General features: G+C 70.7%; 17 protein-coding genes. 3 read left to right on the top strand and 14 right to left on the bottom strand.

Annotated features, from left to right (window positions below):
- Positions 1–27: 27 nt before the first annotated feature.
- From HD596_RS40085 to HD596_RS40075, 3 genes are all read right to left on the bottom strand, one after another.
- Complete coding sequence (locus HD596_RS40085) at positions 28–843, bottom strand: alpha/beta fold hydrolase (RefSeq protein ID WP_185074659.1); 816 nt, start codon at positions 841–843, stop codon at positions 28–30.
- Between the two features lie 100 nt (positions 844–943).
- Positions 944–1,618: a response regulator transcription factor gene (locus HD596_RS40080; protein ID WP_185074658.1), complete on the bottom strand. Its 675-nt coding sequence runs from the start codon at positions 1,616–1,618 to the stop codon at positions 944–946.
- Complete coding sequence (locus HD596_RS40075; RefSeq protein WP_185074657.1) at positions 1,611–3,362, bottom strand: sensor histidine kinase; 1,752 nt, start codon at positions 3,360–3,362, stop codon at positions 1,611–1,613. The genes HD596_RS40080 and HD596_RS40075 overlap by 8 nt, the downstream gene beginning before the upstream one ends.
- 134 nt (positions 3,363–3,496) lie before the next feature.
- Between HD596_RS40075 and HD596_RS40070 the strand changes: the two genes are divergently transcribed.
- A complete protein-coding gene (locus HD596_RS40070; RefSeq protein ID WP_185074656.1) occupies positions 3,497–4,849 on the top strand; it encodes a serine hydrolase in 1,353 nt (450 codons plus the stop codon).
- A gap of 15 nt (positions 4,850–4,864) precedes the next feature.
- On the opposite strand, the gene HD596_RS40065 is transcribed toward HD596_RS40070, so the two are convergent.
- The gene (locus HD596_RS40065; protein ID WP_185074655.1) at positions 4,865–5,719 is read right to left on the bottom strand and encodes an NAD(P)H-binding protein; all 855 of its coding nucleotides are present in this window, start codon (positions 5,717–5,719) and stop codon (positions 4,865–4,867) included.
- Positions 5,720–5,803: 84 nt separating this feature from the next.
- Between HD596_RS40065 and HD596_RS40060 the strand changes: the two genes are divergently transcribed.
- Positions 5,804–6,628 carry a helix-turn-helix transcriptional regulator gene (locus HD596_RS40060; protein ID WP_185074654.1) on the top strand — a complete coding sequence of 275 codons (825 nt, stop codon included), beginning with the start codon at positions 5,804–5,806 and terminating at the stop codon, positions 6,626–6,628.
- A gap of 46 nt (positions 6,629–6,674) precedes the next feature.
- Here HD596_RS40060 and HD596_RS40055 read toward each other — a convergent pair whose 3' ends face one another.
- The 4 genes from HD596_RS40055 to HD596_RS60670 are packed head-to-tail and all read right to left on the bottom strand — an operon-like array spanning position 6,675 to position 16,082.
- Entirely contained in the window at positions 6,675–9,935 is a 3,261-nt protein-coding gene (locus HD596_RS40055) for a glycoside hydrolase family 172 protein (RefSeq protein ID WP_185074653.1), read from the bottom strand.
- Between the two features lie 11 nt (positions 9,936–9,946).
- Positions 9,947–11,980: an N-acetylmuramoyl-L-alanine amidase gene (locus tag HD596_RS40050; RefSeq protein WP_185074652.1), complete on the bottom strand. Its 2,034-nt coding sequence runs from the start codon at positions 11,978–11,980 to the stop codon at positions 9,947–9,949.
- Between the two features lie 15 nt (positions 11,981–11,995).
- Positions 11,996–13,468, bottom strand: a complete 1,473-nt coding sequence (locus HD596_RS40045) for an FG-GAP repeat domain-containing protein (protein WP_185074651.1) — start codon at positions 13,466–13,468, stop codon at positions 11,996–11,998.
- Between the two features lie 13 nt (positions 13,469–13,481).
- Positions 13,482–16,082 (bottom strand): FG-GAP-like repeat-containing protein, encoded by a 2,601-nt coding sequence (locus HD596_RS60670; RefSeq protein ID WP_221519733.1) that lies wholly within the window; start codon positions 16,080–16,082, stop codon positions 13,482–13,484.
- Positions 16,083–16,390: 308 nt separating this feature from the next.
- Here HD596_RS60670 and HD596_RS40035 point away from each other — a divergent pair, with 308 nt between their 5' ends.
- Positions 16,391–17,368: a LacI family DNA-binding transcriptional regulator gene (locus tag HD596_RS40035; RefSeq protein WP_185074650.1), complete on the top strand. Its 978-nt coding sequence runs from the start codon at positions 16,391–16,393 to the stop codon at positions 17,366–17,368.
- Here HD596_RS40035 and HD596_RS40030 read toward each other — a convergent pair.
- The 6 genes from HD596_RS40030 to HD596_RS40005 are packed head-to-tail and all read right to left on the bottom strand — an operon-like array spanning position 17,365 to position 26,133.
- Positions 17,365–18,804, bottom strand: a complete 1,440-nt coding sequence (locus HD596_RS40030; protein ID WP_185074649.1) for an FGGY-family carbohydrate kinase — start codon at positions 18,802–18,804, stop codon at positions 17,365–17,367. The two genes, HD596_RS40035 and HD596_RS40030, sit on opposite strands and share 4 nt — an antisense overlap.
- A complete protein-coding gene (locus tag HD596_RS40025) occupies positions 18,804–19,775 on the bottom strand; it encodes a substrate-binding domain-containing protein (RefSeq protein WP_185074648.1) in 972 nt (323 codons plus the stop codon). Before HD596_RS40025 ends, HD596_RS40030 begins: the two co-directional genes overlap by 1 nt.
- Positions 19,772–20,827 (bottom strand): ABC transporter permease, encoded by a 1,056-nt coding sequence (locus HD596_RS40020; RefSeq protein WP_221519732.1) that lies wholly within the window; start codon positions 20,825–20,827, stop codon positions 19,772–19,774. Before HD596_RS40020 ends, HD596_RS40025 begins: the two co-directional genes overlap by 4 nt.
- Positions 20,824–22,329, bottom strand: coding sequence for a sugar ABC transporter ATP-binding protein (locus HD596_RS40015; RefSeq protein WP_221519731.1), 1,506 nt, complete (start codon positions 22,327–22,329; stop codon positions 20,824–20,826). The genes HD596_RS40020 and HD596_RS40015 overlap by 4 nt, the downstream gene beginning before the upstream one ends.
- A complete protein-coding gene (locus HD596_RS40010; RefSeq protein ID WP_185074647.1) occupies positions 22,326–24,728 on the bottom strand; it encodes a glycoside hydrolase family 172 protein in 2,403 nt (800 codons plus the stop codon). Before HD596_RS40010 ends, HD596_RS40015 begins: the two co-directional genes overlap by 4 nt.
- Positions 24,718–26,133 carry an L-fucose/L-arabinose isomerase family protein gene (locus tag HD596_RS40005; protein WP_185074646.1) on the bottom strand — a complete coding sequence of 472 codons (1,416 nt, stop codon included), beginning with the start codon at positions 26,131–26,133 and terminating at the stop codon, positions 24,718–24,720. Before HD596_RS40005 ends, HD596_RS40010 begins: the two co-directional genes overlap by 11 nt.
- Positions 26,134–26,162: the final 29 nt, after the last annotated feature.

Here is a 26,162-nt window from a genome sequence, read left to right as displayed (position 1 = left end):
CTTTACATTGTAGATTCCTGCGGTGCCTCAGCGGACGGTGAGCCAGGCGCGGATCTCGTCCATGAGCGAGACGGGCGCGTCGTGGTGGACCAGATGACCGGCGGCGTCGATCAGCGACAGCTCCGCGGCGGGGATCAGGCCCTGTAGCCGCCGGCCGATCTCGGTGGGGATCCACGCGTCGCAGGAGCCCCACAGGATCCGTACGGGGATGGCGATGCGGCCCAGCGCTTCCTCGTTCTCTTCGAGGAAGCGCTCGTCATAGTGGGCGATCTGCCGGTAGAAGGCAGGCTGCCCCTCCTCCCCCGTCCACGGCTGCACGAGGGCGTCGAGATCGTCGTCGCGCAGGCCGCGATGGCTCGCGCCCTGAATGTAGGCCCGCACGATGGCGATGTGAATGTACGCCGGGAGCTGCCCCAGGACGTCAGGATGGTCCTGCACGAACCTGAAGAACGGCGAACCGCTGGGCGGGATGGCCACGACGTCCACGAGCATGAGCGAGGCGTAGCCGACGCCCAGGATCAGGTGCGTGCGCAGGGACACCGCACCGCCGAAGTCGTGGGCGACCACGTGCGGCCGGTCCAGCCCCCAGTGCGCGAGCAGCGCCGCGAACGCGTCGGCCTGCGCGCCGAAGTCCACGGGATGCTCGGCATGCTTGGACGAACGGCCATATCCAGGCATGTCCCACAGGTAGACGGTGAAGTCGCGGCTCAGGGCCTCCGCGAACGGCTGCCACAGCACCGACGAGAACGGCGTGCCATGACAGAACACCACGGCCGGACCGTCGCCCGCGCGGCCCCAGGCGATCTGCCTCCCACGCCACTCGAATCGCTCCGTCAACTCCATGGCTACCCATCGTAGTAAGTCGTGCCCGGCATCACCTGGCGGTCACCCGCCACGGGTCACCGTCTCGTTCGCATCGCCGCCCGCGCACAAGCGGCCGCGCCTACCGGTCGGGGCCGAGGTAGGCGAGGACCGCCGCCACCCTGCGGTGCACGTCCCCGCTGTTCTCCAGCCCCAGCTTCGTGAAGATGGCGTTGACGTTCTTCTCCACCGACGAGATCGACAGATGCAGCGCCCTGGCGATGGCCGAGTTGGAGCGGCCGTGCGCCATCTCCCGGAGCACGTCGCGTTCGCGTCCGGTCAGCGCCTCCTGCTGGCCGCGGACGTCGCGCCTGGCCAGCAGGCCCTCCACGACCTTCGGGTCGATGACGGAGCCGCCGCCGGCCACCGCCCTGATGGCCCCCAGCAGCTCGTCCAGGTCTCCGACCCGGTCCTTCAGCAGGTAGGCGTAGCCCTCGGTGCCGTGCTTGAACAGCTCGAAGGCGAACAACGCGTCCGAGAACTGCGACAGCACCACGACGCCGACCCCCGGATGCGCGGTCCTGATGCGGTGGGCGGCGTCGATGCCCTCGAAGCCGGGCCGCCAGTCGCCGCCGGGCATCCGGATGTCGGTGACCACGACGTCGGGGCCGAGGCGGCGGACGGCGTCGAGGAGCTCGTCGGCGTTGCCGACCGCGCCGACGACCGCGATCTCGCCCGACATGTCGAGCAATTGGCGGGTTCCTTCGCGTACGAGGTAATGGTCGTCGGCGACCACCGTACGGATCCGCTCACCCATCGACCGGCACCCACGCCTTCACCCGTGTCCCCTTTCCCGGCGAGCTGTCGAGGTCGAGCCCGCCGCCGAGCGCGTCCAGCCGGTCGGACAGCGTGGCCAGCCCCCTGCGGCCGGTGGCACCCGGGTCGAAGCCCTTGCCGTCGTCGGCCACCGTGGCACGCAGTCGGCCGCCCGCGTGCGACAGGCCCACCTCTATGGTGGCGGCGCCCGCGTGTTTGAGCGCGTTGGCGACGGCCTCGTTGACCGTGAAGTACATCGCGCCCTCGACCTCGTCCGCGAACCGCCTGGCCCGCAGCCCGGGGTCCGAGGTCACCGTCGTGCGCACGGGCAGGCGAGAGCAGCGTTCCTCCACCGCCTCCACCAGGCCGCCCTGGCTGAGGGCCGACGGATGGATGCCGGCCGCCAGCTCGCGCAGGTCGGCGAGCGTCTGGCGGGCCTGTTCGCGCAGGTGGGCGAGCATGTCGGGGCTCGCGCCGGTGGAGCGGGCCAGCTCCAGACCGGCGATGAGCGCGACGAGCTGCTGCTGGACGCCGTCGTGGATGTTGCGTTCGATGCGCCGGCGTTCCGCCTCCTGGGCGTTGACCAGGCGGGTGGCCAGGCCGGCGCTCTGGATGGCCAGCCCGGCCGGCACGGCCAGCGCCTCCAGGAGCCGCCGGTCCACGCGGGTCAGCCCGCCCACGCCTCGGGGGCCGCACTCGATCCGGCCGAGCCCTCCATGCACCGGCACCGTCAGCGTCGCCGGGCCCTCCTGCCGGCCGGCGACCACGCGGGTGCCGTCCGCCAGCGTCACGGCCGCCCAGGTGGCCTCCAGCGCGGCGCGCACGGCCCCGGCCACCCGGCCGAGCTGCTCCGCGGGCTCGTGCGCGTCCTCCAGCGCCGTGCCGAGGTCGGACAGCACCTCGTCCACCGTCGGCCGTACGTCGAAGATCAGGTGCAGGCGCGAGCCCCGGATGCCGATCCCGATGTCGAGCAGCCGGTGGCGGACCACGGTGACCCCGATCGCGACGGGCAGCGCCCCCGTCATGGCCACCGTCCCGAGCAGCGCGAGCATCGGCGCCCTCGTCATGAACACCAGCTGGGCGACCCCGCCCAGCAGGCTCACTGTCACGCCCCCGACCATCCAGGCGTACTGGCGCCGCTCGACCCGCGCGCTGCGCCGCAGGCGGAGCACGAGCCCGCAGAGCCCGATCGGCGCCATGATCCACGTGATGAACTGGCCGGCGGCGGCCGACAAGACCCCCACCAGAGCGAGCGGCGACTCCAGCACCCGCAGCGGCTCGCGCGCGACGGCGCCGCCCAGCATGAGCCCTATGGCGTGCAGGGCGATCGCGATGCCGGAGATCCACGCGAACGCGCGCCAGCGGCGCGAGGGCAGCCGCCCTTCGGGGAAGAGCAGCGGGACGAAGATCCAGTTCAGGCCGTAGAAGGCGGCGAGGACGGAGGAGAGCGGGGCGGTCAGCCAGCGCGGCGCCGCGCCCGCGATCGCCAGCACCGTGCCGGTCAGGCCCATCCCCAGGAAGAGCGCGCAGACCAGGAGCAGCCAGCCGTAACGCAGCTCGGGACGCCGGGTGGCCAGCAACCAGCCCAGCGCGGGCATGAGCAGCGCCACCACCATGTACACCCATTCGGTCACCGGGAGGGGGACGCCGCGGCTCGCCGTGATGCGGCTCGTGATGATCACGTTGGCCACGATGCCGGCGGCCGCGCCCGTCGCCAGCACCCCGGCCACCAGCCTCGAACCCATAAGCCTCCATCGTCGTCAGCGATCGGCGAGAGGGCTATGAGGTTATCCGCATATTTCGTACGGCCATCCCCACCGGCCAGAACGGTGGCTCCCCTGGTGGCCCGCCACGCCCCCGCCGCGATTGCCTGGGCACCATGAGAAGCAACCCCACTTCGTCCAAGGTCGTCCGCATCCTGGCGGCGGCCACCATGGCAACGACGATGACGGCGGTCAGCGCGGGCCACACCACGCCCGTACAGGCCGCCGCCGTCGCCGCGCCCGAGATCCCCGACACGCCCGCGGGCAGGCAGTTGCGCTGGCTGCTCGACGCCGCCACGCGCCTGCCGATCCCGGAGAGCGAGCTGAAGCAGCACTTCAGCGCCGAGTTCCTCCAGAGCGTCCCCGCCGACCAGCTGAACCAGACCCTGACCGCGTTCAAGGGCATGCGGCTCCAGGAGCTCACCAGGTCGGAGAGCGCTCTGATCGTCGCCAAGGTCGAGGCGGCCGGCACCCTGCTCGACCTGTCGCTCACGACGGACGGCGCCGGCCTCGTCGACGGACTGCTGTTCCGCCCGCCCGTCTCCCCCGCGCCCAAGGACTGGGCGGAGCTGGACCAGCGGCTGGGCAGGCTCGCGCCGCAGGCGGGCTTCATCGCCGCCGAGGTGACCAAGGACGGGGCCTGCCGCCCCGTGCACTCCGTCGCCCCCAGTACGGCGCGCCCGCTCGGCTCCATGTTCAAGCTCTACGTCCTGGGGGCCGTGGCGGAGCGGATCGCGAGCGGGGCGTTCGGGTGGGACACCCAGCTCACGATCACGCCGGAGCTGAAGAGCCTGGGGTCGGGCGAGCTGCAGAACCGCCCGGACAACAGCAAGGTGTCGGTGCTGGAGGCCGCCAAGCTGATGATCTCGATCAGCGACAACACCGCCGCCGACCTGCTCATCCACCGGGCCGGCCGCAAGAACGTCGAGCGTACGGCGCGGGCCTGGGGCGCCCGCGACCGGCGTGACACGCCCTGGCTGACCACGCGGGAGATGTTCGTGCTCAAGGGCGCCGGCTACCCGCGCCACGCCAGGAAGTACCTGTCGCTGGGAACGGCCGGAAAGCGGGCCTACCTGGACCGGGTGGTCGCCAAGGTGCCGCTGTCGCGCGTCGCCGGGTGGACCGCGCCGCGCGAGCTGGACACGCTCGAGTGGTACGCCTCCCCCGCGCAGGTGTGCCAGGCTTTCGCCCGGCTGTCCAGACTGCCCGACAAGCACGTCGGCGAGGCCCTGTCGATCAGCGACGCGGGGCTCGCGCTGGACAGGGCCCAGTGGCCGTCGGTCTGGTTCAAGGGCGGGTCGGAGCCGGGGGTGAGCGACCTCGGCTACCTCGCCAGAACGGCGGACGGGAGATCGTTCGTGGTGACGACCCTGGCGATCGACCCGAAGACCCCGTTCGACCAGACGCGGGCGCTCTCGGAGCAGCTGGGGCTCACCCGCGGCGCGTTCACGCTGGTCAAGGGCTCCTGAAGGCCCCGGCCACGATCACGAGGGCTCGTCGCGGAAGTCCCCGGCGTGGTCGCGGGCCCACTCGCCGTACGTGCGGGCGGGCCGGCCGGTGACCTTCTCGACCGTGTCCGTGGCCGGCATGGGCCGGTCGACCGCGGCGGCGGACTCCTTGATCACCACCTCGGCGACCTGGGGCGTCGTCCAGGCGCTCAGCTCCGCGCGGTACTCGTCCAGATCCTGGACGGCGAAGCGGACCGGACGGCCGATGGCCTCCCCGATCAGCTCGGCCTGGCGTCTGCGGCTGACCAGCTCCGGCCCGGTCAGCGGGTAGGTCGCGCCTTCGTGTCCCGGCTCGGTCAGGGCGAGGGCGGCGACCGCCGCGATGTCCGCCTCGTGCACGGGGGCCGAACGCGAGTCCGGGAACGGGTCGCGGACCACCCCCTCGGCCCGGACCGACGGCGCCCACTGGAGCGTGTTGGTGGCGAAGGCGCCGGGGCGCAGGAACGTCCAGGCGATCCCCGAGCGGGCCACGACCTGCTCGGCGTCGCCGTGCATGCGGCCGATCGCGTCGGTCGAGTCGGGGTCGGCCAGCAGCGCGGACAGCAGGACGATGTGCTCCACCCCGGCGGTCGCGGCACGGGTGACGAAGTCGTCCAGGCCGCGCCGCTCGGCGTACAGGAAGACCCTGGTGACGCCGGCGAGCGCGGTGTCGAACGTGTCCGGGTCGGCGAGGTCGCAGAGCACCGTTTCCACCCCGGCGGGCAGGCGGGCCGCGCCCGGGTTCCGGCCGCCCGCGCGGACGGCCGGAACCCGGGCGCGGCCCGTGGCGAGAAGTCGCTGTACGAGGCCGCGCGCGACGTGCCCGCGCGCCCCGGTCACCAGAATCGTCATGCGACCAGGCTGGCCGCGCGGCCGGGACGGCGGGTAGGCCCCCGTGGGCCTGGGACTCGTGGTACCAGGCCATGATGGAAGACGATGAACAAGGACGAGCTGGGCAGTTTCCTGCGGAGCAGGCGCGAGCGGGTCAGGCCGGAAGAGGCGGGGATGGCGGCGGGCGGCCGGCGCCAGACGCCGGGCCTGCGCCGCGAGGAGGTCGCGCTGCTGGCCGGGATCTCGGTCGACTACTACATCCGGCTGGAGCAGGGCCGCGGGCCGCAGCCGTCGGCGCAGGTGCTGGCCGCGCTGAGCCGCACGCTGCGGCTGAGCGGCGACGAGCACGACTATCTGCTGCGGATGGGTGGCCAGGCGCCGGTTCGGACCTGCTCGGCGCCGGAGATTCCCGACAACGCGCTGCGCCTGCTGGATCGCCTCGAGGAGTTCCCCGCCGTGATCGTCAACGTCTGCTGGGACCTGCTCGCCTGGAACAGGATGCTGGTCGCGCTCATCGGCGACCCGGCGGCCAGACCGCCCCGTGAGCGCAACACGCTGCGCTGGCTGTTCGGCGGCGCGCCCGCCCTGCTGAGCGATCATGCCGGGCAGGCCCGCCAGGCCGTCGCCGATCTGCGGGCCAGCGGCCGCTACCCGGACGATCCCGACGTACGGCAGCTCGTGGACGAGCTGACGGCGACCAGCCCGCTGTTCGCCGAGCTGTGGGCGGCGCAGGACATCGAAGTGCAGCGGACGGTGACGAAGCGGGCCATGCACCCGGTGATGGGGGTGATGGAGCTCGACTGCGACGTCCTGCCCCTGCCCGGCGGGGATCACCGCATCGTCCTCTACACCGCCGCCCCGGGCACGCCTTCACACCGCGCGCTCCAGCGCCTGCGCGCCCTCAGCGACAGTCGTTCCGCTTCGGCGTGAGCCCGCTCCCGGAGGGCCGGGGGCGGGCTCGGTGCCGTGGGGCGGGTCAGCGGATCCGGCTCGGTTGCGGCCACTCCGTGCCGGCGGCGAAGTGGTCGTGCCACTTCACCGGCGCCGGCTGGAAACGGCCGGTCTCCGAGGTGGCCACGAACACGTCGGCGGCGTCGCCCCGCGTGAAGGCGATCACGTCGGCCCGGCCGTCGCCGTTGACGTCGCCGACGCCCGGAACCTGGTCGCCGCCCGCGAAGGCGTCGTGCCACTTCCAGGCGTTCTCCACGAACCTCCCGCCGTCGGACAGCGACACGAAGACGTCGGCCGCCGAGCCGCCGGTGAAGGTCGCGATGTCGTCGCGGCCGTCACCGTCGAAGTCGCCGACGGCAGGCGTCTCGGAGCCGGCGGCGAAGTTGCCGTGCCAGCGCCACCCGTCGTGCCGGAAGACGCTGCCGCTGGACAGCGCCACGAACACGTCGGCGGACGTGCCCCGGGTGAAGGCCGCGACGTCGTCCCGGCCGTCGCCGTCGAAGTCGCCCACGGCGGGGATCTCGTCGCCGATCGCGAAGCGGTCGTGCCACTTGCGCGACGCCCCGAACCCGGACCCGGTCGACAGAGCCACCCAGACGTCACCCGAGTCGCCCCGGGTGAAGGTCGCGATGTCGTCGCGCCCGTCGCCGTCGAAGTCCCCCACGGCCGGGATCTCCGTGCCGGCGGCGAAGTAGTCGTGCCACTTCCAGCCGTTCTGCACAAGTTTCGTCCCGTCCGACAGCGACACGAAAACGTCGGCGGCGCTCCCCCGGGTGAACGTCACCGCGTCGTCGCGGCCGTCGCCGTCGAAATCCCCCGTCAGGGCGATCTCCTGGCCGACGGCGAACGAGTCATGCCACTTCCACCCGTCCTGCACGAACCTCGTCCCGTCGGAGAGCGAGGCGTACACGTCGGCGGTACTCCCCCGGGTGAAGGTCAGCACGTCGTCGCGCCCGTCCTTGTCGAGGTCGGTGCGGGTGGGCGTGCCGGTACGGCCGGAGACGATCGGCCCGGCGGCGGCCGTGCGGCCTGACAGGTCCACCGCCTCCACCCGGTAGTACCAGGTCGCGCCGGCGGCCAGCGGGCCGTGGGTGAAGCCGGGCGCGCGGGTGGTGCCGAGCAGCGTGTTCTGCGCGGACGGCGAGGTGGAGCCGTACACGCGGTATTCGCGGATGCCGAGGTCGTCGTCCGGCTCGCGCCACGTGAGGTGCAGCGCGTGCCTGTCTCCCCCCACCAGGAACGGCCCCTCATCCGCCGTGGGCGCCCGGTCGTCGGCGTGCTGCGCGGGGACGAGGCTGTCGGCGGCGTACCGGGCAGCGGTCCACGGGGGCGCGCCGGCCGTGGGCCGCAGCTCGACCCTGATGGCGGACTTGCCCGCGGTCGCGCTCGCCGGCAGCGCGAACGTGTCCGCCAGCCAGCGCTGGGTGCCGTTGCCGAGCGGCTGCCGCCACTCGCCGACGTCCACGCCGTCCAGCAGCACCCGGGCCGCCTGGCCGGCGACCGCCTGGTCGGAGGTGCGCCGCAGCAGCACGCCCGCGTTGGCGGCGTCCACGCCGAGCAGGAACGACACGGGGCTCGACGTGGACCGCGTCACCCCGCGCACGGTCTGGTGGTCCTCGTCCCCCTCGTACACCGAGGTGAGCGTGGCCTGGGTGGCGGCCCCGCTCTCCCGGTAGTCGTGCGCGGCCCTGCCGGCCGCGTCGCCGACGTCGAGGACGCCGGTGCGGTGCGTGCCGAAGGTGGGCTGCGTGTAGAGGAACGCGGTGGAGCCGTACGTGGCGGGCTTGTCGTTCTGCGGGCCGTGCTCGATGCCGAACCTGAGCGCGGAGGAGAACTCCACGCCGTCGGAGAGCATGAGCCGGTACGCGGCGTCGCATTCGTACGCGCAGCCGCCGCCGGCCTTCTCGTGCGCCGGGTTGCCGGCCAGCGGAGCGGTGAACTCGCCGCGGTTGAAGTACCAGCCGGACTCGTAGAAATCCTCGGTTCCGGTGCCGTGGAGCTGCGGCGTCAGGGCGCCGTCCACGTAGGCGCGCTCGTCGCCCTCCAGGTACTCCCGCGTGAGACCTTCGGGGATGAGCCCGTTCATGGTGTGCGAGACGCCGACGAACTTGCCCCGTCCCGTGCGATCGGAGAACAGCCAGTCGGAGTCGCGTACGGCCGGGCCGCGCCGCGACTCGGTGGTGAAGTAGCCGGCCTGGCCGCCGGGCGCGAGCGCGTCCGCCCAGGAGGCGTCGGCCGCGGAGGTGACCTGTACCTCCAGGTCGTTCAGCGTGCGCCCGGTGCCGTTGACCAGGCTGACCCTGGCCTCGGACCGGTACGGCATCGGCCACCACGTGGTGTACCAGCCGCCGCCCGCGGTGTCCACGGCGAACAGCAGCGACTTGACCGGGTACTCGCCCAGTCCGGCGCCGAAGAACTCACCGACCGGCGAGTCGACGGCGGTACGGCCGTCGAAGTCGAGCCGCAGCCGCAGCCCGGCCAGGGTGTCGTCGGTGGCCTGCGCGTCCGGGACCCGCACCCGCAGCATGGAGATCGCGCCGGAGCCGGTCACCCGGGTGAACTCGCGCTGCTGCCCCGCCGTCAGGCTCGCCTTCTGGGTGACGGTCTGCGCGCCGGGCCGGGCCGGCTTGGGGTCGCGGGTGCCGGACGCCTTCAGCAGGTTGACGACGTCGGAGGCGTTCTCCGTGGGGTCGAACCGCCGCACCCCTTCCGCGTCGGGGAAGTGCCGGTAGGTGACGTGGTAGAAGAGCGGGTTGTGCTGCGTGTACACCCGCATGGACTGGCGGTACGGCATGGGCACCTTGATGTGGACGCCGCCCGAGCTCTGGTCGGCGTTGGCCACCAGCGGGAAGACGAACGGCCCGCCGACCTGCCCGTTGACCAGGCTCTGCAGAGGCGCGCTGACGACGACGGCGCCGTCGAGCTCGATGGTGATCGTGCCGGTGGCCGACACGTCGCCGCCGTCCCTGGTGAACCAGATCGAGGAGATCTCGCCGGCGCCGGTGTCCTCGGCGATCACGCACTGGGTGCCCGAGGTCCGCAGGCAGGAGTACACGCCGTCGAACCCGTCCTGGACGTTGGCGCCGGCCCGGTCGAAGCTGGTGAACTGCCGGGTCTGGGTGCCGGGGCTCAGGTACGGGAGCCGGTCGAGGCGCCGGAAGACGTCCCAGCCGATCGGCCCTTTGTCGGCCCCCGCCGCCGCGACCGCGGGCTGCCCGGTCGCGGTGACGGGGGCGGCCACGAGAAGCAGGCTCGTCGCCAGCGCGGCGAGCAGCTTTCGCATCATCGGCGTGCCTTTCACAGGGTGGTTTCGCCGTTGAGGCCGAAGAAGTCGTGCCACTTGACCCCGGCGCCGAAGGCCGAAGTGCCGTTCGACAGGCCGACGAAGACGTCATTGGTGGCGCCCTTGGTGAAGGTGACGACGTCGTCCCTGCCGTCACCGTCGAAATCACCGGTGTAGGGGAACTCGCCGTTCGGAGCGAACCAGTCGTTCCACTTCACGGCCGGACCGAACCCCTGACCGTCGGAAATCGCGACCCACACATCACCGAGACCGTTGTTGGTGAACGTGACGATGTCGTCCTTGCCGTCACCGTTGACGTCCGCGACCCGCGGCTGCTCACCGGCGAGAGCGAAATTGTCATGCACCTTCACCGCGGCGTTGAACCCCGTCCCGGTGGACGTCGCCACATACACGTCATTCGTCGAACCCTGAGTGAAGACGATGATGTCGTCCCTGCCATCACCGTTGACATCACCCACCGCCGGGAACTCGCCGTCCAGGCCGAAGAAGTCATGCCATTTGACGCCGGCACCGAATCCGTGGTCGTTGGACAACGCCACGTACACGTCGTTGGCCGTGCCCCGGGTGAACGTGACGATGTCGTCCTTGCCGTCACCGTCGAAATCGCCGACCGCCGGCGCCTCACCGCTCGGCGCGAAATAGTCGTGCCACTTGGTCGCCGCCCCGAAACTGTTCCCGGTGGACGGCGCCACGTAGACGTCGGCGTTCGCCCCCTGGGTGAAGGTGATGATGTCGTCCTTTCCGTCACCGGTGAAGTCCCCGGTCAGCGGGACCTCGCCGCTCAACGCGAAGTAGTCGTGCCACTTGACCGACGTGCCGTCGAAGGCGGCGCCGGTCGACTTCGCCACGTAGACATCGGCGTTCGCGCCGTGCGTGAAGGTGACGATGTCGTCCTTGCCGTCACCGTCGAAGTCCGCCGGAGAGCCGCCCTGGAGGGGGCCGCCGCCACCGTTGACGAGGGACATGTAGTAGTCCCAGTTCCAGTGCGGGCCCGGGTCGGTGTGGTCGTTGCCGGGCAGCTCGTTGTGGCCGACGATGTTCGCCCGGGTGCGCGGGATGCCCCACTTGTCGGCCAGGTAGCGGGTCAGGGCGGCCGAGGAGCGGTACATCGCGTCGGTGAACCACGACGGGTTGTCCACGAAGCCCTCGTGCTCGATGCCCAGGGCCTCGGAGTTCGAGGACCGTGCGTGGTAGGCCGTGTCGGTGTCGCGCACCATCTGCGTGACGTCGCCGTCGGACGAGCGGATCACGTAGTGGGCGCTGACCTGCGCGGACGGGTTCTGGAACCAGCTGATCGTGCCGGCGTACGACCCCTGGGTGACGTGGATGACGATCTTGCGGATGGGGCTGGAGCGGCCGGGCGAGTAGTTGTTGCCGTTGGCGGGCACCCAGTGCGCGGGCGGGTAGTCGGTGCTCAGGATGCCGGCCTGGGGTTCACCGGTGGTGGCCGCCAGGGGCTTGACCTTCTCGTACGTGCCGCGCTCCGGCCGCACCTCGCGCGGCCGGACGACGACCCCGGCCTTGATGCCCTGGGCGAGCAGGCCGTAGACGGTGTCGGCGTACAGCCGGGCCACCCGGTCATCGGCGGCGCCGCTGTAGCGTGCGACGACCGGGTACCAGGCGTTGACGTCCTTGCGCTTCGAGGCGTCGAGCCCCGCCCGGTCGGCGAGGGCACGCAGGACCGCCGCGCCGCCGCGGATGTTGGCCGCGGTGTCGCTCTTCAGCTCGGCCTCGGACTCGCCGGTGAGCTCGGCGGCCTGTTCGAGGGTCTTGTGCCGCGGATTGCTCACCAGGTGCATGACGCCGTAGCCGTTGTCGCTGCTGGGTGCGCCGTTGTGGCCGTCGAGGTGCGTCTCGCCGTAACCGACCGCCACGAGCAGGTCCTTGGGGACCTGATATTCCGCTGTCGCGTCGGCGAACGCCTTGTCCAGCCCGTCCGGCTGGGCGGCGACGGCGGGCCTGGCGGTGAGCAGCAGCCCGCCGACGGCCGCGCATAAGGCGGCCTTACGCACATGCTTCCACTGCATTTGTTCCGGCTCCTTCTAGAGGGTGGTTTCGCCGTTGAGGCCGAAGAAGTCGTGCCACTTGACCCCGGCGCCGAAGGCCGAAGTGCCGTTCGACAGGCCGACGAAGACGTCATTGGTGGCGCCCTTGGTGAAGGTGACGATGTCGTCCTTGCCGTCACCGTCGAAATCACCGGTGTAGGGGAACTCGCCGTTCGGAGCGAACCAGTCGTTCCACTTCACGGCCGGACCGAACCCCTGACCGTCGGAAATCGCGACCCACACATCACCGAGACCGTTGTTGGTGAACGTGACGATGTCGTCCTTGCCGTCACCGTTGACATCCGCGACCCGCGGCTGCTCACCGGCGAGCGCGAAATTGTCATGCACCTTCACCGCGGCGTTGAACCCCGATCCGGTGGACGTCGCCACATACACGTCATTCATCGAACCCTGAGTGAAGACGATGATGTCGTCCCTGCCATCACCGTCGACATCACCCACCGCCGGGAACTCGCCGTTCAGGCCGAAGAAGTCATGCCATTTCTGGCCGGCGCCGAACCCGTTCCCGTTGGACAGGGCCACGAAGACGTCCTGGGTCGTCCCGCGGGCGAAGGTCGCGATGTCGTCTTTCCCGTCGCCGTCGAAGTCGCCGACCGCCGCGATCTCGCCGCCGGGCGCGAAGTAGTCGTGCCATTTCGCGGCAGGGCCGAAGCCCGTACCGGTGGACGGCGCCACGTACACGTCGCCGCTGGAGCCGTGCGTGAAGGCGACGACGTCGTCCTTGCCGTCACCGGTGAAGTCGCCGGTGTAGGTGGTCTCGCCGCCCAGGCCGAAGAAGTCGTGCCACTTCACCGACGTCCCGTCGAAGGCGGTGCCGCTCGAGGTGGAGACGTACACGTCGGCCGAGGCGTTCTTGGTGAACGTGATGATGTCGTCCTTGCCGTCGCCGTCGAAGTCGGCCGGCGAGCCCGCCTGCATCCCGTGCATCCACGCGGCCTCGTTGAGGAGCGAGCGGGCCTTGGCCTCGGACTGGTCGTAGCGGTCGGGGAAGGCGGAGCGCTGGACGCTCTGGGCGAGCTGGCCCGGGGTGTAGCCGGGGTTGGCCGCGTCGTTCCTGATGGCCCGGGTGAAGAAGGAGTTGGCGGCGAAGCTGACGTCGAGGATCTGCTCAGGGGTGCCCCAGCCCTGGCTCGGGCGCTGCTGGAAGACGCCGAGGGAGTCCTTGTCGCCGCAGTTGAGGTTGTTCATGTGGGACTCGACCCAGCCGGTCTCGAACGCCGCGAGCATCACCTTGTCGTTGGCGTTGAGGCTGCGGCCGACTCGGTGGACGGCGGTCGTCACCCACTGGTCGTGGGTGGCGGGGACGGACGGGCAGGCGAGGAGGAGTTCGGCGTTGGAGCGGTGCTTGCCGGGGTCGGGGACCGCCTGGGCGGGCATGGCCGAGGCCGCGGCGATCGCCAGGGCGCCCGCGGTGACGGATAACGCGCGGCCGATTCGGGACTTGTACATGATGTCTCCTGGATCAGAGGGTGGTCTCGCCGGGCAGGCCGAAGAAGTCGTGCCACTTGCCGCCGCCGGAGAAGGAGGTGCCGGTCGACAGGCTCACGCGCACGTCGGCGGACGGCGTGTGGGTGAAGGAGACGATGTCGTCCTTCCCGTCGCCGTCGTAGTCGCCGACGTACGGGAACTCACCCGCCGGGGCGAAGTCGTCGTGCCATTTCGTGGCGGCCTTGAATCCCGCGCCGTCCGAGAGGGCCACGGAGACGTCGGCGGCGGGATCGTTGGTGAAGGCGGCGATGTCGTCCCTGCCGTCGCCGTCGAAGTCGCCCACGCGGGGCTGGTCCGCGCCGGGTGCGAAACTGTCGGCCACCTTGGTCGCGGGGCCGAAGCCGTGGCCGGTGGACATGGCCACGTACACGTCCGCCGTGGAGCCCTGGGTGAAGACGATCAGGTCGTCCTTGCCGTCCCCGTTGACGTCGCCGACGGCCGGGAACTCGCCGTTCGCGCCGAAGAAGTCATGCCATTTCTGGCCGGCGCCGAAGGCTGTGCCGCTGGACAGCGCCACGTGGACATCCGCGGCGGCGCCGCGGGTGAAGGTGGCGATGTCGTCCTTGCCGTCGCCGTCGAAATCACCCACCGCCGGGACCTCACCACTCGGGGCGAACCATTCGTGCCATTTCACGCCCGGCCCGAAGCCGTTGCCGGTGGACGGCGCCACGTACACGTCGCCGGTGGCCCCTTGGGTGAAGGTGATGATGTCGGCTTTCCCGTCGCCGGTGAAATCGCCGGTGTAGGGGATCTCGCCGCTCGGGGCGAAGAAGTCGTGCCATTTCGCGGACGCCCCGAAGCCCGTGCCGGTCGAGGCGGCGGCCCACACGTCCGCGCTCGCCCCGTGGGTGAAGGCCACGATGTCGTCCTTGCCGTCACCCGTGAAGTCCGCCGGCGAGCCGCCGAACATGGTCCCGCTGGTGCCCGTGTAGTACACCTCCAGTTCGGCGATGGAGGTGAAGGTGCGGGTGCCGCCCGGGGCGCCGATGACGCGCACGCCGTCGCCGTCGATCGGGTTGAAGCCCAGCTCGTACGTGCGGTTCGGACCCGCCGTGTTGTCGTACGGGTAGTCGGGCGTGATGCGCAGTCCGGTGACGTTCACCCATTCGTGGTTCCTGCGGACCTGCACCCGCAGATCGCTCGCGAACCAGCCGCCGTCGCCGAAGATCTGCCCGCCGGTGAAGGCGACCTTGTTCATCAGGTATTCGCGCGGCCAGGTGTAGCCCCACCAGCTCGCGCCCTTGCGCTCGTCGTTCCAGTCGTCCTCGCTCCGCGCCTTGTCGCCGTCGTTGTAGTAGCCGACGTTGCCGAAATGCGCCACCCGCTCGACGCCGGCCGTGCCCGGCTCGCGGGCCAGGTTCCTGGCGCCGTCGGGCGGGTTGGCCGGGGTGGTGTCCACGTGCGGCTCCAGGCGCATCCTGCGCAGCGAGAACGTGTACGCCCAGTGCTGCCCTTCGGGGAAGCCGCCGCCGCACGGGCAGACGTTCGACTGCAGCCACATCGACTTGCCGTCGGCGCTGATGTACTTGGACGGGATCGTGGTGGCGTAGCCGCCGTGCTTGGTCGTGGTCCACGGGTAGCCGCCGAAGTCCTTGCCGGAGAAGTGCTTCCACGGGCCCCACGGCGTGGGCGACTCGTAGAACTCGAAGGTGTACTCCGTCCAGGACGTGTAGAGGTAGCGGTTGAGCGGCTTGTTGTAGACCACGCCGCCCTGGCTGACCACGGTCAGGTTCTTCGCCCGGCCGGCGGTGTAGACGTCCTGGTAGACGCGCCGGTCGTCGTGCATGACCGCGACCCGCCTGGCGATGTCCGCGGACCAGGTGGGCGCGCCGGAGGCGGTGAAGCCGCTGACGAACTCCCAGGCCGACCGGTTCTGCACCTGGTCCTTGGGCACCCGGGCCAGCCACAGGTCCACCGGGTCGGGCACCCGGTTCGCGAAGGAGTCGCGCCAGTTGTGGTCGAGGCCATAGGCGTAGACGTAGCCGTCGGGGGCGTTCCCGTACGCCTTGCCGTAGTCCAGGAACATGATCGTGGTGAACACCCCGTTGCCGAACATCGGCCCCGACCTGTCCCACGTCCACGTCCTGCCGTGGTCGGTCGACTTCGCGATCGTCGCCGCCGGGGCGTCGTCGAAGTCGAACGCCAGGTCCTGCACGGCCAGGTAGAGGGTGCCGCCCACGCAGGCCATGCCGGTGGGCTTGCGCGTGTGGTTCGCCGTCCACACCTGGCCGACGTTGTCGCCGATCGGCAACTGCGCGCCGGTCAGGCTGCCGGGCATGCCCGAGACGCGGGCCACGCCGATGTCGCTGTACGTGCCCGCGAACCCGATGCCGTCACCGTAGGCGGTGTAGACGTTGTCGTCGTCGGACCAGCAGTTCGGCCACAGGTCGCCGTGGTTGCGGTTGTCGCCCGCGGCCGGCGCGCCGACCGTCGCGCCGGAGTCGATCTGCACGGTCGAGAAGAACGGGCTGGGCGGCGGCGAGGCGGCGGCCCTCGCCTCCGGGACGGCCGCGATGGTCATCATGAGCAGCGTGGCCAGGCCCGCGCCCAAACATCGTCGAACGATCGAGAACATGACTTCTCCTGGCGGTGCGGGACTCCTGAGCGCATGGCAGGCAGGAGGCCGTGAGGTGGGGGGTGAAGGGAGAAGAGAGCTGAGCAATCGATTTCTGGATGAACGTATAATCGCGACCTGACAGCCGTCAAGCCCTGATTTGTCAGGATTTCTGTCGAGCATTTGCCCAGGTAAATCAGCACATTTCAATTTTTCAGGAAATGAGGAGGTATGATCATGATCGGAAAGCGATTCCTGGACCAGGACCTCGGCCCCGCATCTGCGGCGAGGAGGGGCGCGGGGCTCCGCGATGGTAGAAACTTGGTGCGATGCCCACTATCTACGATGTCGCGCGAGAGGCCGGCGTGTCCGCCGCCACCGTCTCCCGCGTGCTCAACGGCGCCCAGACCGTCGACCCCGCCATGGTCGCCCGGGTGCTCACAGCGGTCCGCGAGCTCGGCTACCGCCCCAACGCGGTCGCGCGCAACCTGCGGCGCAGCCGCACGACGCTCTGGGCCGTGATCATCTCCGACATCGGCAACCCGTTCTTCACCGCCATGGTGCGCGGCGTCGAGGACGTCGCGCAGCAGGAGGGCTACTCGGTCGTGCTGTGCAACAGCGACGAGGACCCGGCCAAGGAGGAGACCTACGTCGCGGCGGCGCTGAGCGAGCAGATGGCCGGCGTCATCATCTCCTCCTCGGGCAGCGTCAAGGCGGCCAAGACGCTCATCGACTCGCCCGTCCCCGTCGTCGCGGTCGACCGGGAGCTGCCCCGGGGCGCCGTGGACACGGTGGTGGTCGACAACGAGGGAGGCGCGCGCACGGCCACCGAGCACCTGCTCGCGGCCGGATACCGGCGGATCGCGTGCATCGCCGGGCCCGAGGGCGTGAGCACCGCCGACCTGCGCCTGCGGGGCTACACGGCGGCGCTGCCCGGTGATCCGGTGATCGTCCGCGCGGACTTCCGCGAGCAGGGGGGTTACGACGCCATGGCCGCACTGCTGTCCTCTCCCGAGCCTCCCGACGCGGTCTTCGTGGCCAACAACCTCATGACGGTGGGCGCGCTGCGCTGCCTGACCGAGCGCGGGGTGGACGTGCCCGGGCAGGTCGGCCTGGTCGGCTTCGACGAGATCCCGTGGGCGGACCTGGTGCACCCGTCGCCGTCGACGGTGACGCAGCCGACGTACGAGCTGGGGCGCATGGCCGCCCGCCTGCTGGTCGACCGCATCGCCGCCCCGGCCGCCAAGCCCGCCACGATCGTCCTGCCCGCCGAACTCCATCCCCGCCAGAGCAGCACCCGCCGTTAACGGCTCGCGAGCTCGTGGGCGATGTGGGAGGTGGAGTCGTACAGGTCACGGTAGAGCCCGTACAACCGCGCGTAGTCCTCGGCGGCGGCCGGGTCGGGCTCCACGACGGACGCCACCGGGTTCCAGCCCGCACACGAGACGCCGCACGCCTGCGCCGCCAGCATGGCGTCGCCGAAAGCGGCGCCCACCGTGTGGGCGGGGAGGACCTGCGCCTGCTGGAGCACGTCGGACACGATCTGCGTCCACAGCCCGCCCTTCGTGCCGCCGCCCACCGCGACCAGCCGCTTGGCCGAACCGCCCGCCGAACGCATGGCCTCCAGGTTGTGCAGCACCCCGAAGGCGGTCGCCTCCAGCGCGGCCCGGTACAGGTGGCCGCGCCCGTGCCGCAGCGTCAGGCCGATGAGCGTGCCCCGCGCGTCCGGGTCGAACAGAGGCGTGCGCTCTCCCGCGAAGTAGGGGAGCATGAGCAGCCCTTCCGCCCCGCGCCCCACCGCCGCGGCCTCGGCCGTGAGCGACTCGAACGAGGCGCCGGTCAGGTCGCGCAGCCACCCGGTGACCGCGCCCGACGTGGCCATCCCCGCCGCCAGGTTGTACGTCCCCGGCGACACCCCTGCGGTCCCCCACAACCGCGGCGAGACGGCCCGCGAGGCCAGCACCTCGACCAGGAACATCGTCGTCCCGTACATGAGCATGACGTCGCCCGGCGAGCTCACCCCCACGCTCAGCGCCTCGGCCCACGCGTCGATCGTCCCCGCGACCACCGGGATCCCCGCCGGAAGCCCGGTGGTGGCCGCGGCCGCCTCGGTCACGGTGCCGACGACGTCGCCGCTCCATGCCAGCGCGGGCAGCTCCAGCTCGGGGAAGAGGTCCCAGTCGGTGATCCACTCATGGGCCCGGGTGTCGTACAAGGGGGTGCACTGGCTGGCCGCATGATGGTCCAGCACGTACGCGCCGGTCAGCCGGTACGCCAGCCACGAGTGCGCCATGAAGATCCGCCGCGTGCGCGCCCACACCTCGGGCTCGTGAACGCGCAGCCACTCCAGCTTCGGCCCCACCGCCTGGGAGGTCAGCGGGGACCCGCACCGCTCCAGGATCGCGGAGGCGCCGTACCGGGAAGTCTGCGCCGCGATCTCGGCGGTGGCCCGGGTGTCCACGCCGTACAGGATCGCGGGCCGCAGCGGCGTGCCGTCCTGCGCGCAGGGCAGCACGCACGGCCCGATCCCGCTCAGCCCGACGGCGGCGACGTCCGGGCGGGCCAGCTCCGCCACGATCGAGGTGAAGTCGGCCCACCAGACGTCCTGCGCCGAGTGCTCGAACCAGCCCGGCCGCGGCGTGGCGGTGCGGTGTTCGCGGACCGCCGTCGCCACGACCGTGCCGTCGGCCGCCACGAGCACCCCCTTGGAGCTGGAGGTGCCGATGTCGATTCCGAGGAACATCAGTTCTGCCCCGACAGGTCGAACTGCTTGTAGAGCTCGGCCGCGTTGTCCTTGGTGACCTGCGTCGTGCCGAGCACCTGCTTCTTGTCGACCTGCTGGCCGTGCAGGACCTTGTTGACGGTGTCGGCCGCCTCCTGCGCGCCCGTCGGATAGATGAACGTGGCCGAGAGCTGGCCGAGCTGGACCGCGCGGATGCCGCCGTCGGGGATGGCCAGGCCGTCGATGCCGATGAACTTGATCTTGTCGGCCCTGCCCGCCGCCTGGGCCGCCAGGTACGCGCCCAGCGCCATGGGATCGTTGTGCCCGTACACGAGGTCGATCTGCTGGTGCTGGGCGAGCCACTGCTGCATGATCGGGGTGGCCTGCTCCTTCAGCCACTTGCCCTCGCGGTCGGCGATGATCTTGATCTTGGGATTGGCCGCGACGGCCTCGCGGAAGCCCTTGTCGCGGTCGATCTGCGGCTGGTTGGACATGATGCCGCGCAGCTCGACGACGTTGCCGCCGTCCGGCAGGAGCCGGACCGCCTCCTCCCCCGCCTTCCTGCCGATGAGCACGTTGTCGCCGCCGATGAAGGCGGTGTAGCAGTCGGTGTTCACCGTGCGGTCGAGGACGATCACGGGGATCTTGGCGTCGCACGCCTGCTGCACGGCCGCCGTCAGCGGCGCGGGCTCGGTGGGCGAGACGATGAGCGCGTCGACCTTCTGGGTGATGAAGTTCTGGACCTGGGAGACCTGCGTGGCGCTCGACTGCTTGGCGTCGGCGATCGGCAGCAACTCGATGTCCGGATATTTCTTCAAAAAGTGCTGCAACTGCAGGTTGAGCTGCGCCCGGTACGGCTCGGCGTTGTTCGACTGCGAATAGCCGACCACGAACTTCTTCTTCTCGCCTGACGACGCCGACGGCGCGGGCGCCTTGGACGCGCACGCGGCCGCCAGGAGCGCGCACAGCGCGATGGTGATGGTCTTCTTCATGATCGAGACCCTCCTCGGAAGATCTTGAAGAGATCGGGACGCTGCAGGACGACCGCCACGACGACGATCAGTCCCTTGATGACGAGCTGCCAGTTGTCGCTGACCGCGTTGAGGCCGAGCACGTTGTCCAGGAGCGTCAGGATGAGCGCCCCGACGAACGTGCCGGCGATGGTGCCCTTGCCGCCCGCCAGCGACGCTCCGCCGATGACGGCGGCGGCGATGGCGTCCAGCTCGAACGACTGCCCGGCCTGGGGGTCGGCCGAGGCGCTGTAGGCGGCGTCGATCGGTCCGGCGAAGCCGGCGAGCATGCCGGACAGCGTGAAGACGGCGATCGTGACCGCGGTGACGTTGACACCGGACAGCCGGGCGGCGGTGGGGTTGCCGCCGACGGCGTACACGTGCCGGCCGAACCGGGTCTTCGTCAGGATCAGGTGGAAGACGACGCAGACCACGATGAAGGCCAGCACCGGATAGTAAATGCGATCGAACAGGTTGTGCCCGGGCGTGCCGAACAGCTGGAACGCCTCCGCCTGCGGCGTCAGCTTCCCGTCGGGCCCGGCGATCTGGGTGCCGACGCTGACGTTGTCGCTGACCTGCCGGTCGAGCCCGCGTACGACCGAGAGCATGGCCAGGGTCATGACGAACGACTGGATGCGCAGCCAGGCCGTGCCGGCGCCGTTCAGGAACCCGAAGAGGGCTCCCACCACCATGCAGACCGGCACGATCTGCCACGGCTCCAGCGAGAACTTGGCGAGCATCATCGCGGCCGTCATCGACGCGATGCCCAGCAGCGACCCCACGGACAGGTCGATGCCGCCGGTCAGGATCACCAGCGTGACGCCGACCGCCAGGATGCCGCGGGAGGCGAAGGCGCCGATGGCGTTGGTGAGGTTGGTCTCGTTCAGGAACATCTCGCCCTTGGTGGCGATCCCGACGGCGAGGATCAGCACCAGGCCGATGTACGCCTGCGCGGCCCCGAGGGCGGAGAGCGTGCGCCGCATCCGGCTCTCGCCCGGCGCCTTCACGGGCGGCGCGGTCTTCACGGTTGTCACATCGTCTCCTGCTGTCTTGCCATGGCGGCCTCGAGAATCGCCTCCTGCGTGGCCTGCCCCCTCGGGAACTCGGCGGTGATGCGGCCCTCGCACAGCACGAGGATCCGGTCGCACATGGCGAGCAGCTCGGGCAGCTCGGAGGAGGCCACGAGCACGCCCTTGCCCTCGGCGGCCAGCGACGACATGAGCGCGTGGATCTCCGCCTTGGCGCCCACGTCGATGCCGCGCGTGGGCTCGTCCATGAGGATCAGCGAGGGCGCCGTGAGCAGCCACTTGGCCAGCACGACCTTCTGCTGGTTGCCGCCCGAGAGGTTGCCGACGGTGAAGCGCAGTCCGGGCGTCTTGACCCGCAGCGCGCGCACCTGCTGCTCGACGGCCGTGCCCTCGCGCCGCCGGTCCACGGTCCAGAACCGCAGGTACCGCCCGAGCGATGACAGGCTCGCGTTGAAGGCCACGCTGTTCCCCAGCACGAGGCTCTGCGCTTTGCGGTCCTCGGCGACCAGCGCGACACCCCGGTCGATCGCCTGCTTGGGGCTCCTGGGACGGTACGGCGCGCCATGCAGGCTGATCGCTCCCGCCGACGGCCGGTGCGCGCCGAAGATCGATTCGAGCAGTTCGCTGCGCCCGGCGCCCATGAGCCCGGCCACGCCGACGATCTCCCCGCTGCGCACCGTCAGCGAGATGTCCCGTAGCGCCGTGCGCCCGGTGTCCCGATCCCCCGGCACGCAGAGCCCCTCGACCCGCAGCAACTCCTCACCTTCGGTGTCGCCGTCGGCGCGCGGGAACATCTCGCCCAGAGGGCGGCCGACCATCATCTGAATGAGCTCGTCCCGGTTGATGCCGGTGCGCTCGCCGATGTACTGGCCGTCGCGCAGCACGACGACCCGGTCGGCGATCTCCTGCAGTTCCTCCAGCCGGTGCGAGATGTAGATGACGGCCACGCCGCGCCCGGTCAGGTCGCGGATGACCTCGTACAGCCGGCGCACCTCCGCGTCGGCCAGGGCCGAGGTGGGCTCGTCCATGACCAGGACGCGGACGTTCTGCGACAGGGCCTTGGCCACCTCGATGAGCTGGCGTTCGGCGATCTTGCACTGTTTGACGAGCGTGCCCGGCGACAGGTCGAGCCCGAGGCCGCGCAGCAGCTCGGCGGTGCGGGCCTCGGTGGCCCCGCGGTCGAGGATCGCGCGTTCCCGGCCGAGGAAGATGTTGTCCGCGACGGACAGCTCGGGCACCAGGTTGAGCTCCTGGTGGATCATGGCGATCCCGTGCCGCCGCGCGTCCTTGGGCGAGTGGATGTGGGCGACCTCGCCGCCGATCTCGATCTCGCCCTCGTAGTCCTTGAACACTCCGGCCAGGATGTTCATGAGCGTGGACTTGCCGGCGCCGTTCTCCCCGAGCAGGGCCACCACCTCGCCCTCCGCCACGGTGATCGACACCCCGTCGAGGGCCCGCACGCCGGGGAAGGACTTGCCGATGGCCCGCATCGCCAGGACGGTGGTCACCGGAGGCTCCACGCCGTGTAGGAGGCCGCCGACCAGGGGGTCTTCGGGGCCAGCCGGACGGTGATCTCCCGCTGCCCGCGGGTGACGCCCGCCGGGATCTGGTAGACGTCCTCCAGCCACCTGCGGCTCCGGTTGCCCAGCGGCTGCACCCAGTCGGCCAGCCGCCGCCCGTTGACGGTGACCTCGGCGTGCTGCCCGGCGACGCTCTGGTCACTCGTACGGCGCAGCTCGACGCCCTGGTTGTCCCGGTCGATCGCGAGCCTGAACGTGACCGGGGCCTGCGTGACCCGCTGGGTGGCCTTGAGCGTGACGGGGTTCCTGAAGTCGCCCTCGAACGCCGACTCCAGCGTGGTGACCTCGCCCTGCCCGGTGTAGCGGTGCTGCCGCTCGCTCGCCGGGTCGCCGACCGTCAGCGAGTCCGTCTGGGCCGTCGCGGCGCGGTCGGAGCCGTACCAGTAGGCGGTGGAGGAGTAGACGCCTTCGACGTCGTTCGTCCAGCCGTGCTCGATGTCGAACGTCAGCGAGCCCGCGAACGGCACGGCGTCGCCGATCATCAGCCGGTACGCGCCGGTGCAGTCGTCGTCCGCCGGGCAGCCGGTCGCCGGGGCCAGGTGGGCGGTGTTGCCGTGGAACGGGGTGCTGAAGGTCTCGCGGTTGAAGTACCAGCCCGCCTGGTAGAAGTCCTCGGTGCCGGTGCCGTGGATCTGCGGGGTGCGCGAGCCGTCCACATGGACGCGCTCGTCGCCTTCCAGGTAGTTGCGGTTGGCCGGGCCGCGCATGGTGTGGCTGATCCCGACGAACTTGCCCTGCGCGCCGGAGACCCGCAGGAAGGGCCAGCTCGTGCCGGGGGTGGTGCCGCCGGCACGGGACTGCGTCCTGAAGTATCCGACATTTCCTGATACGGGGCGGTTGGCTGACGTGACCGTCGCCTGGCCCTCGATCGTGCGGCCGGAGTCGTTGAACAGCTCGATCGTCGCGCCCGTCCGGTACGGCATCGGCCACCACGCGCTGAGCGTGCTGGTCGCGGCGTCGACGGCGTACATGAGCGACTTGACGGGCAGCATCGCGTGCCCGCTGCCGAAGAACTCCCCGACCGGCGAGTCGACCGTGCGCCGGCCGTCGAAAGCGATCCGCAGCCGCAGCCCCTGCAGGATCTCCTGCGCCGTCCTGATCCTTGCCAGCTGGGCCGGGTCCATCGGGAAGGCGAAGGTCCGCTCGCCCTGCCAGGTCTGCGCCACGATCGTGTAGTCATGCGCGGCCTCGTCGGCCGCGTCACCCACGTCCACGGTGTCGGTACGCTTGCCGGCGCTGTCCACCCAGTACGTGAACTCGTTGTAGTCGAGGTCCGACGAGACGAACACGTTCTTGATCGTGATCTGCGATTTGCCCTTGGTGGCACTGGCCGGCAGGTCCACGACCTCGTCGGCCCACATCCCGGCGGCGCCCGGCTTGCTCGGCGGCCACTGGGCCACCTCCTGGCCGTCCACCAGCACCTTGGCGGCCTGCCTGCCGATGGCCGGGTCGATGCGCCTGGTCAGCCGCACGCCGTCATTGGCGGGGTCGATCTTCACCGTGAACTCGCTGGAGCCGTTCCGGCCGAACGCCCGGCCCTCGTCGGCCTCGGTCCTCGGCAGCACCTGCTCGGCCTGGGGGAGCCTCAGCCTGATCGCCGACAGCAGGCCGGCGCCCTGGGTGCGCGCAATCCGTACCGACTGGCCGGGGGCCAGGCGGATCGCGGCGTCCTGGGAGCGCGCGCCCGGGACGGCGGGCTTGGGGTCGCCGCCCGCCTTGAGCCGGTCGATGACGTCCTGTGCCCGGTCGGCGGGGTCGAACGTGCTCACGCCCTCGGCGTCGGCGAACGTGCGGTAGCTGACGTGGTAGAAGAGCGGGTTGTGCTCGGTGGTGATGCGCATCGAGCGGGTGAACGGCATCGGCACCTCGACGTAGACGCCGCCGGAGCTCTGGTCGGCGTTGCCCACGAGGGGGTGGGCGAAGGGGGCGCCGAGCTTGCCGTCCACGAGATCCTGGAGGCTCGCCTCGACCACCTTCCTGCCGTCGAGCTCGACGGTGATCCTGCCGGTCCTGCTGACGTCGCCGCCGTCCCTGGTGAACCAGATGGCCTGCACCTCGCCGGCGCCGGTGTGCTCGGCGATCACGCAGCCCTGCGCGGTGGTGTTCAGGCACGAGTACGTGCCCTCGAACCCGTCGTTGTTGTCGCCGGTGCGGTCGAAGCTGGAGAACTGCTTGGTCTGCACGCCGACGGGCAGCTCGGGCAGCCGGTCGAGCCTGCGGTAGACGTCCCACCCGACGGGGCCCTTGGCGCTCGCCTGCGCCTGCGCCGGTGCGCTCAACCCGCCCAGGACGAGCGCGGCCGCGAGGAGGAGAGGGCTAAGCCGCATCGCCGAACCCCTCGAACTCGACGCCCAGCTGCTTGCAGACCGCTTCCAGCTCGGCGATGTAGTCGCCGGGGACCGCATGGATGTGGTTGGAGCCGAACCGCCCGAGGAATTCGGTGGCCGGCACGTGCAGCCTGGTAAACGCGTGCGGCCACTCGAACGTGGACTGCCGGGCCATCGCCTCGTTGGTCGCGTCGTCGTACAGCTCGAAGTCGCCGCGCATCACGTGCATGCGGTAGCGGCCGTCCCTGCGGGTGAGGCGGGCGAACGTGGCTGCGCCGGGCGCGGCCAGGTGGTGCACGCTCGCGCCACCGGCCGGGAAGAAGAACACCTCGGGGTAGAAGTGCGTCCTGGCGAGGTTCTCCTCGGGGTCGTCGGACCTGGCCGCGTACCAGGTGGCGTGCTGGCCGGAGTTGCACAGATCCCAGACGTCCTTGTCCGCGTGGTAGTGGCGGACGTCGGCGAAGAGCACCGGGTCGCCGCTCAGCAGCTTCAGGATCTGCATCGTCAGCGCGCCGTCCATGTCGGCCTCGGTGGCGCAGACGTGCGTGTCCTTCGGCCCCTCCCAGTCGTACGGGTCGTTGAGGAAGGCCTCGGCGAGGTCCATCGTGCAGAAGTGGGTGGTCAGCTCGGGCTGGCCCTTGATGCCGGAGAAGTCCAGGTTCCACTCGTCGATGAGCTCGCGCATCGCGTAGTAGGTGCGGATCTGGCGTTCGAGGAGGTCCGGCGTGAGCTGCTTGCCGTCGTAGTGCACGTTCCCCTTGGCCTCGAGCCACTGGCGGGCCTGGGTGACCCGCGCCTGGGAGGCGTTCTCACTCCGCCGGACGATCTCCCACTGGTCGATCTCCTCGACGTCGACGCCGAACGTACGCATCCACTGGTCGGTGTTGGCGACGGCGGTGTACATGCCCATCGGCCGGCCGCCGATCCGGCCGAACGTCGAGCCGCGCAGGCCCCGGACCGCCTGGGCGGCCCGCACCTCGGTCAGCACGCGCTCCCTGACGGCGGGGTCATCGATGTCTCCCCAGGCGCGGGCGTGCACCCGGCCGATCTGGTCCAGCCCGCCGCCGCCGGCGAGCATGCCGACCATGCCGGGCTGCGCGGGATCGATGTTCGCCATGAGCAGCAGCGGCCCTGGGGTGGACTCGGCGGCCAGCATGGTGAAATGCGGGAAAGCCCAGACCGCGTAGTTGAAGATGGTCAGATCGGGCCGGCGATCGGCCAGCCACCGCGCCTGCGACGTGGCCAGCTCGTTGGTCCACACGATCTCCGGCGCCACGATGACCTCGTGGCCCTCCTTGCGCAACGCCTCCGCGAGGGCGGTGGTGGCGTGGGTGATGTGCTCCACGAGATCGCGGGCGACGAAGTCCCGCCCGTCCGAGATGCTCAGCACTCCGATACGTGCCACGGTATGTCCTCCATGCCTGAGAAATCGAT

It is taken from the genome of Nonomuraea jabiensis, assembly GCF_014204795.1.
Classification (GTDB): Bacteria; Actinomycetota; Actinomycetes; order Streptosporangiales; family Streptosporangiaceae; genus Nonomuraea; species Nonomuraea jabiensis.
This window is presented reverse-complemented; position numbering and strand designations above follow the sequence as displayed.

What these genes read in the sequence shown, in the direction of transcription:
- HD596_RS40025 (WP_185074648.1), bottom strand. Translation starts at nt 19,775, where the DNA reads ATGAAGAAGACCATCACCATCGCGCTGTGCGCGCTCCTGGCGGCCGCG.
- HD596_RS60670 (WP_221519733.1), bottom strand. Translation starts at nt 16,082, where the DNA reads ATGTTCTCGATCGTTCGACGATGTTTGGGCGCGGGCCTGGCCACGCTG.
- HD596_RS40075 (WP_185074657.1), bottom strand. Translation starts at nt 3,362, where the DNA reads ATGGGTTCGAGGCTGGTGGCCGGGGTGCTGGCGACGGGCGCGGCCGCC.
- HD596_RS40070 (WP_185074656.1), top strand. Translation starts at nt 3,497, where the DNA reads ATGAGAAGCAACCCCACTTCGTCCAAGGTCGTCCGCATCCTGGCGGCG.
- HD596_RS40060 (WP_185074654.1), top strand. Translation starts at nt 5,804, where the DNA reads ATGAACAAGGACGAGCTGGGCAGTTTCCTGCGGAGCAGGCGCGAGCGG.
- HD596_RS40055 (WP_185074653.1), bottom strand. Translation starts at nt 9,935, where the DNA reads ATGATGCGAAAGCTGCTCGCCGCGCTGGCGACGAGCCTGCTTCTCGTG.
- HD596_RS40065 (WP_185074655.1), bottom strand. Translation starts at nt 5,719, where the DNA reads ATGACGATTCTGGTGACCGGGGCGCGCGGGCACGTCGCGCGCGGCCTC.
- HD596_RS40045 (WP_185074651.1), bottom strand. Translation starts at nt 13,468, where the DNA reads ATGTACAAGTCCCGAATCGGCCGCGCGTTATCCGTCACCGCGGGCGCC.
- HD596_RS40050 (WP_185074652.1), bottom strand. Translation starts at nt 11,980, where the DNA reads ATGCAGTGGAAGCATGTGCGTAAGGCCGCCTTATGCGCGGCCGTCGGC.
- HD596_RS40030 (WP_185074649.1), bottom strand. Translation starts at nt 18,804, where the DNA reads ATGTTCCTCGGAATCGACATCGGCACCTCCAGCTCCAAGGGGGTGCTC.
- HD596_RS40080 (WP_185074658.1), bottom strand. Translation starts at nt 1,618, where the DNA reads ATGGGTGAGCGGATCCGTACGGTGGTCGCCGACGACCATTACCTCGTA.
- HD596_RS40035 (WP_185074650.1), top strand. Translation starts at nt 16,391, where the DNA reads ATGCCCACTATCTACGATGTCGCGCGAGAGGCCGGCGTGTCCGCCGCC.
- HD596_RS40010 (WP_185074647.1), bottom strand. Translation starts at nt 24,728, where the DNA reads ATGCGGCTTAGCCCTCTCCTCCTCGCGGCCGCGCTCGTCCTGGGCGGG.
- HD596_RS40085 (WP_185074659.1), bottom strand. Translation starts at nt 843, where the DNA reads ATGGAGTTGACGGAGCGATTCGAGTGGCGTGGGAGGCAGATCGCCTGG.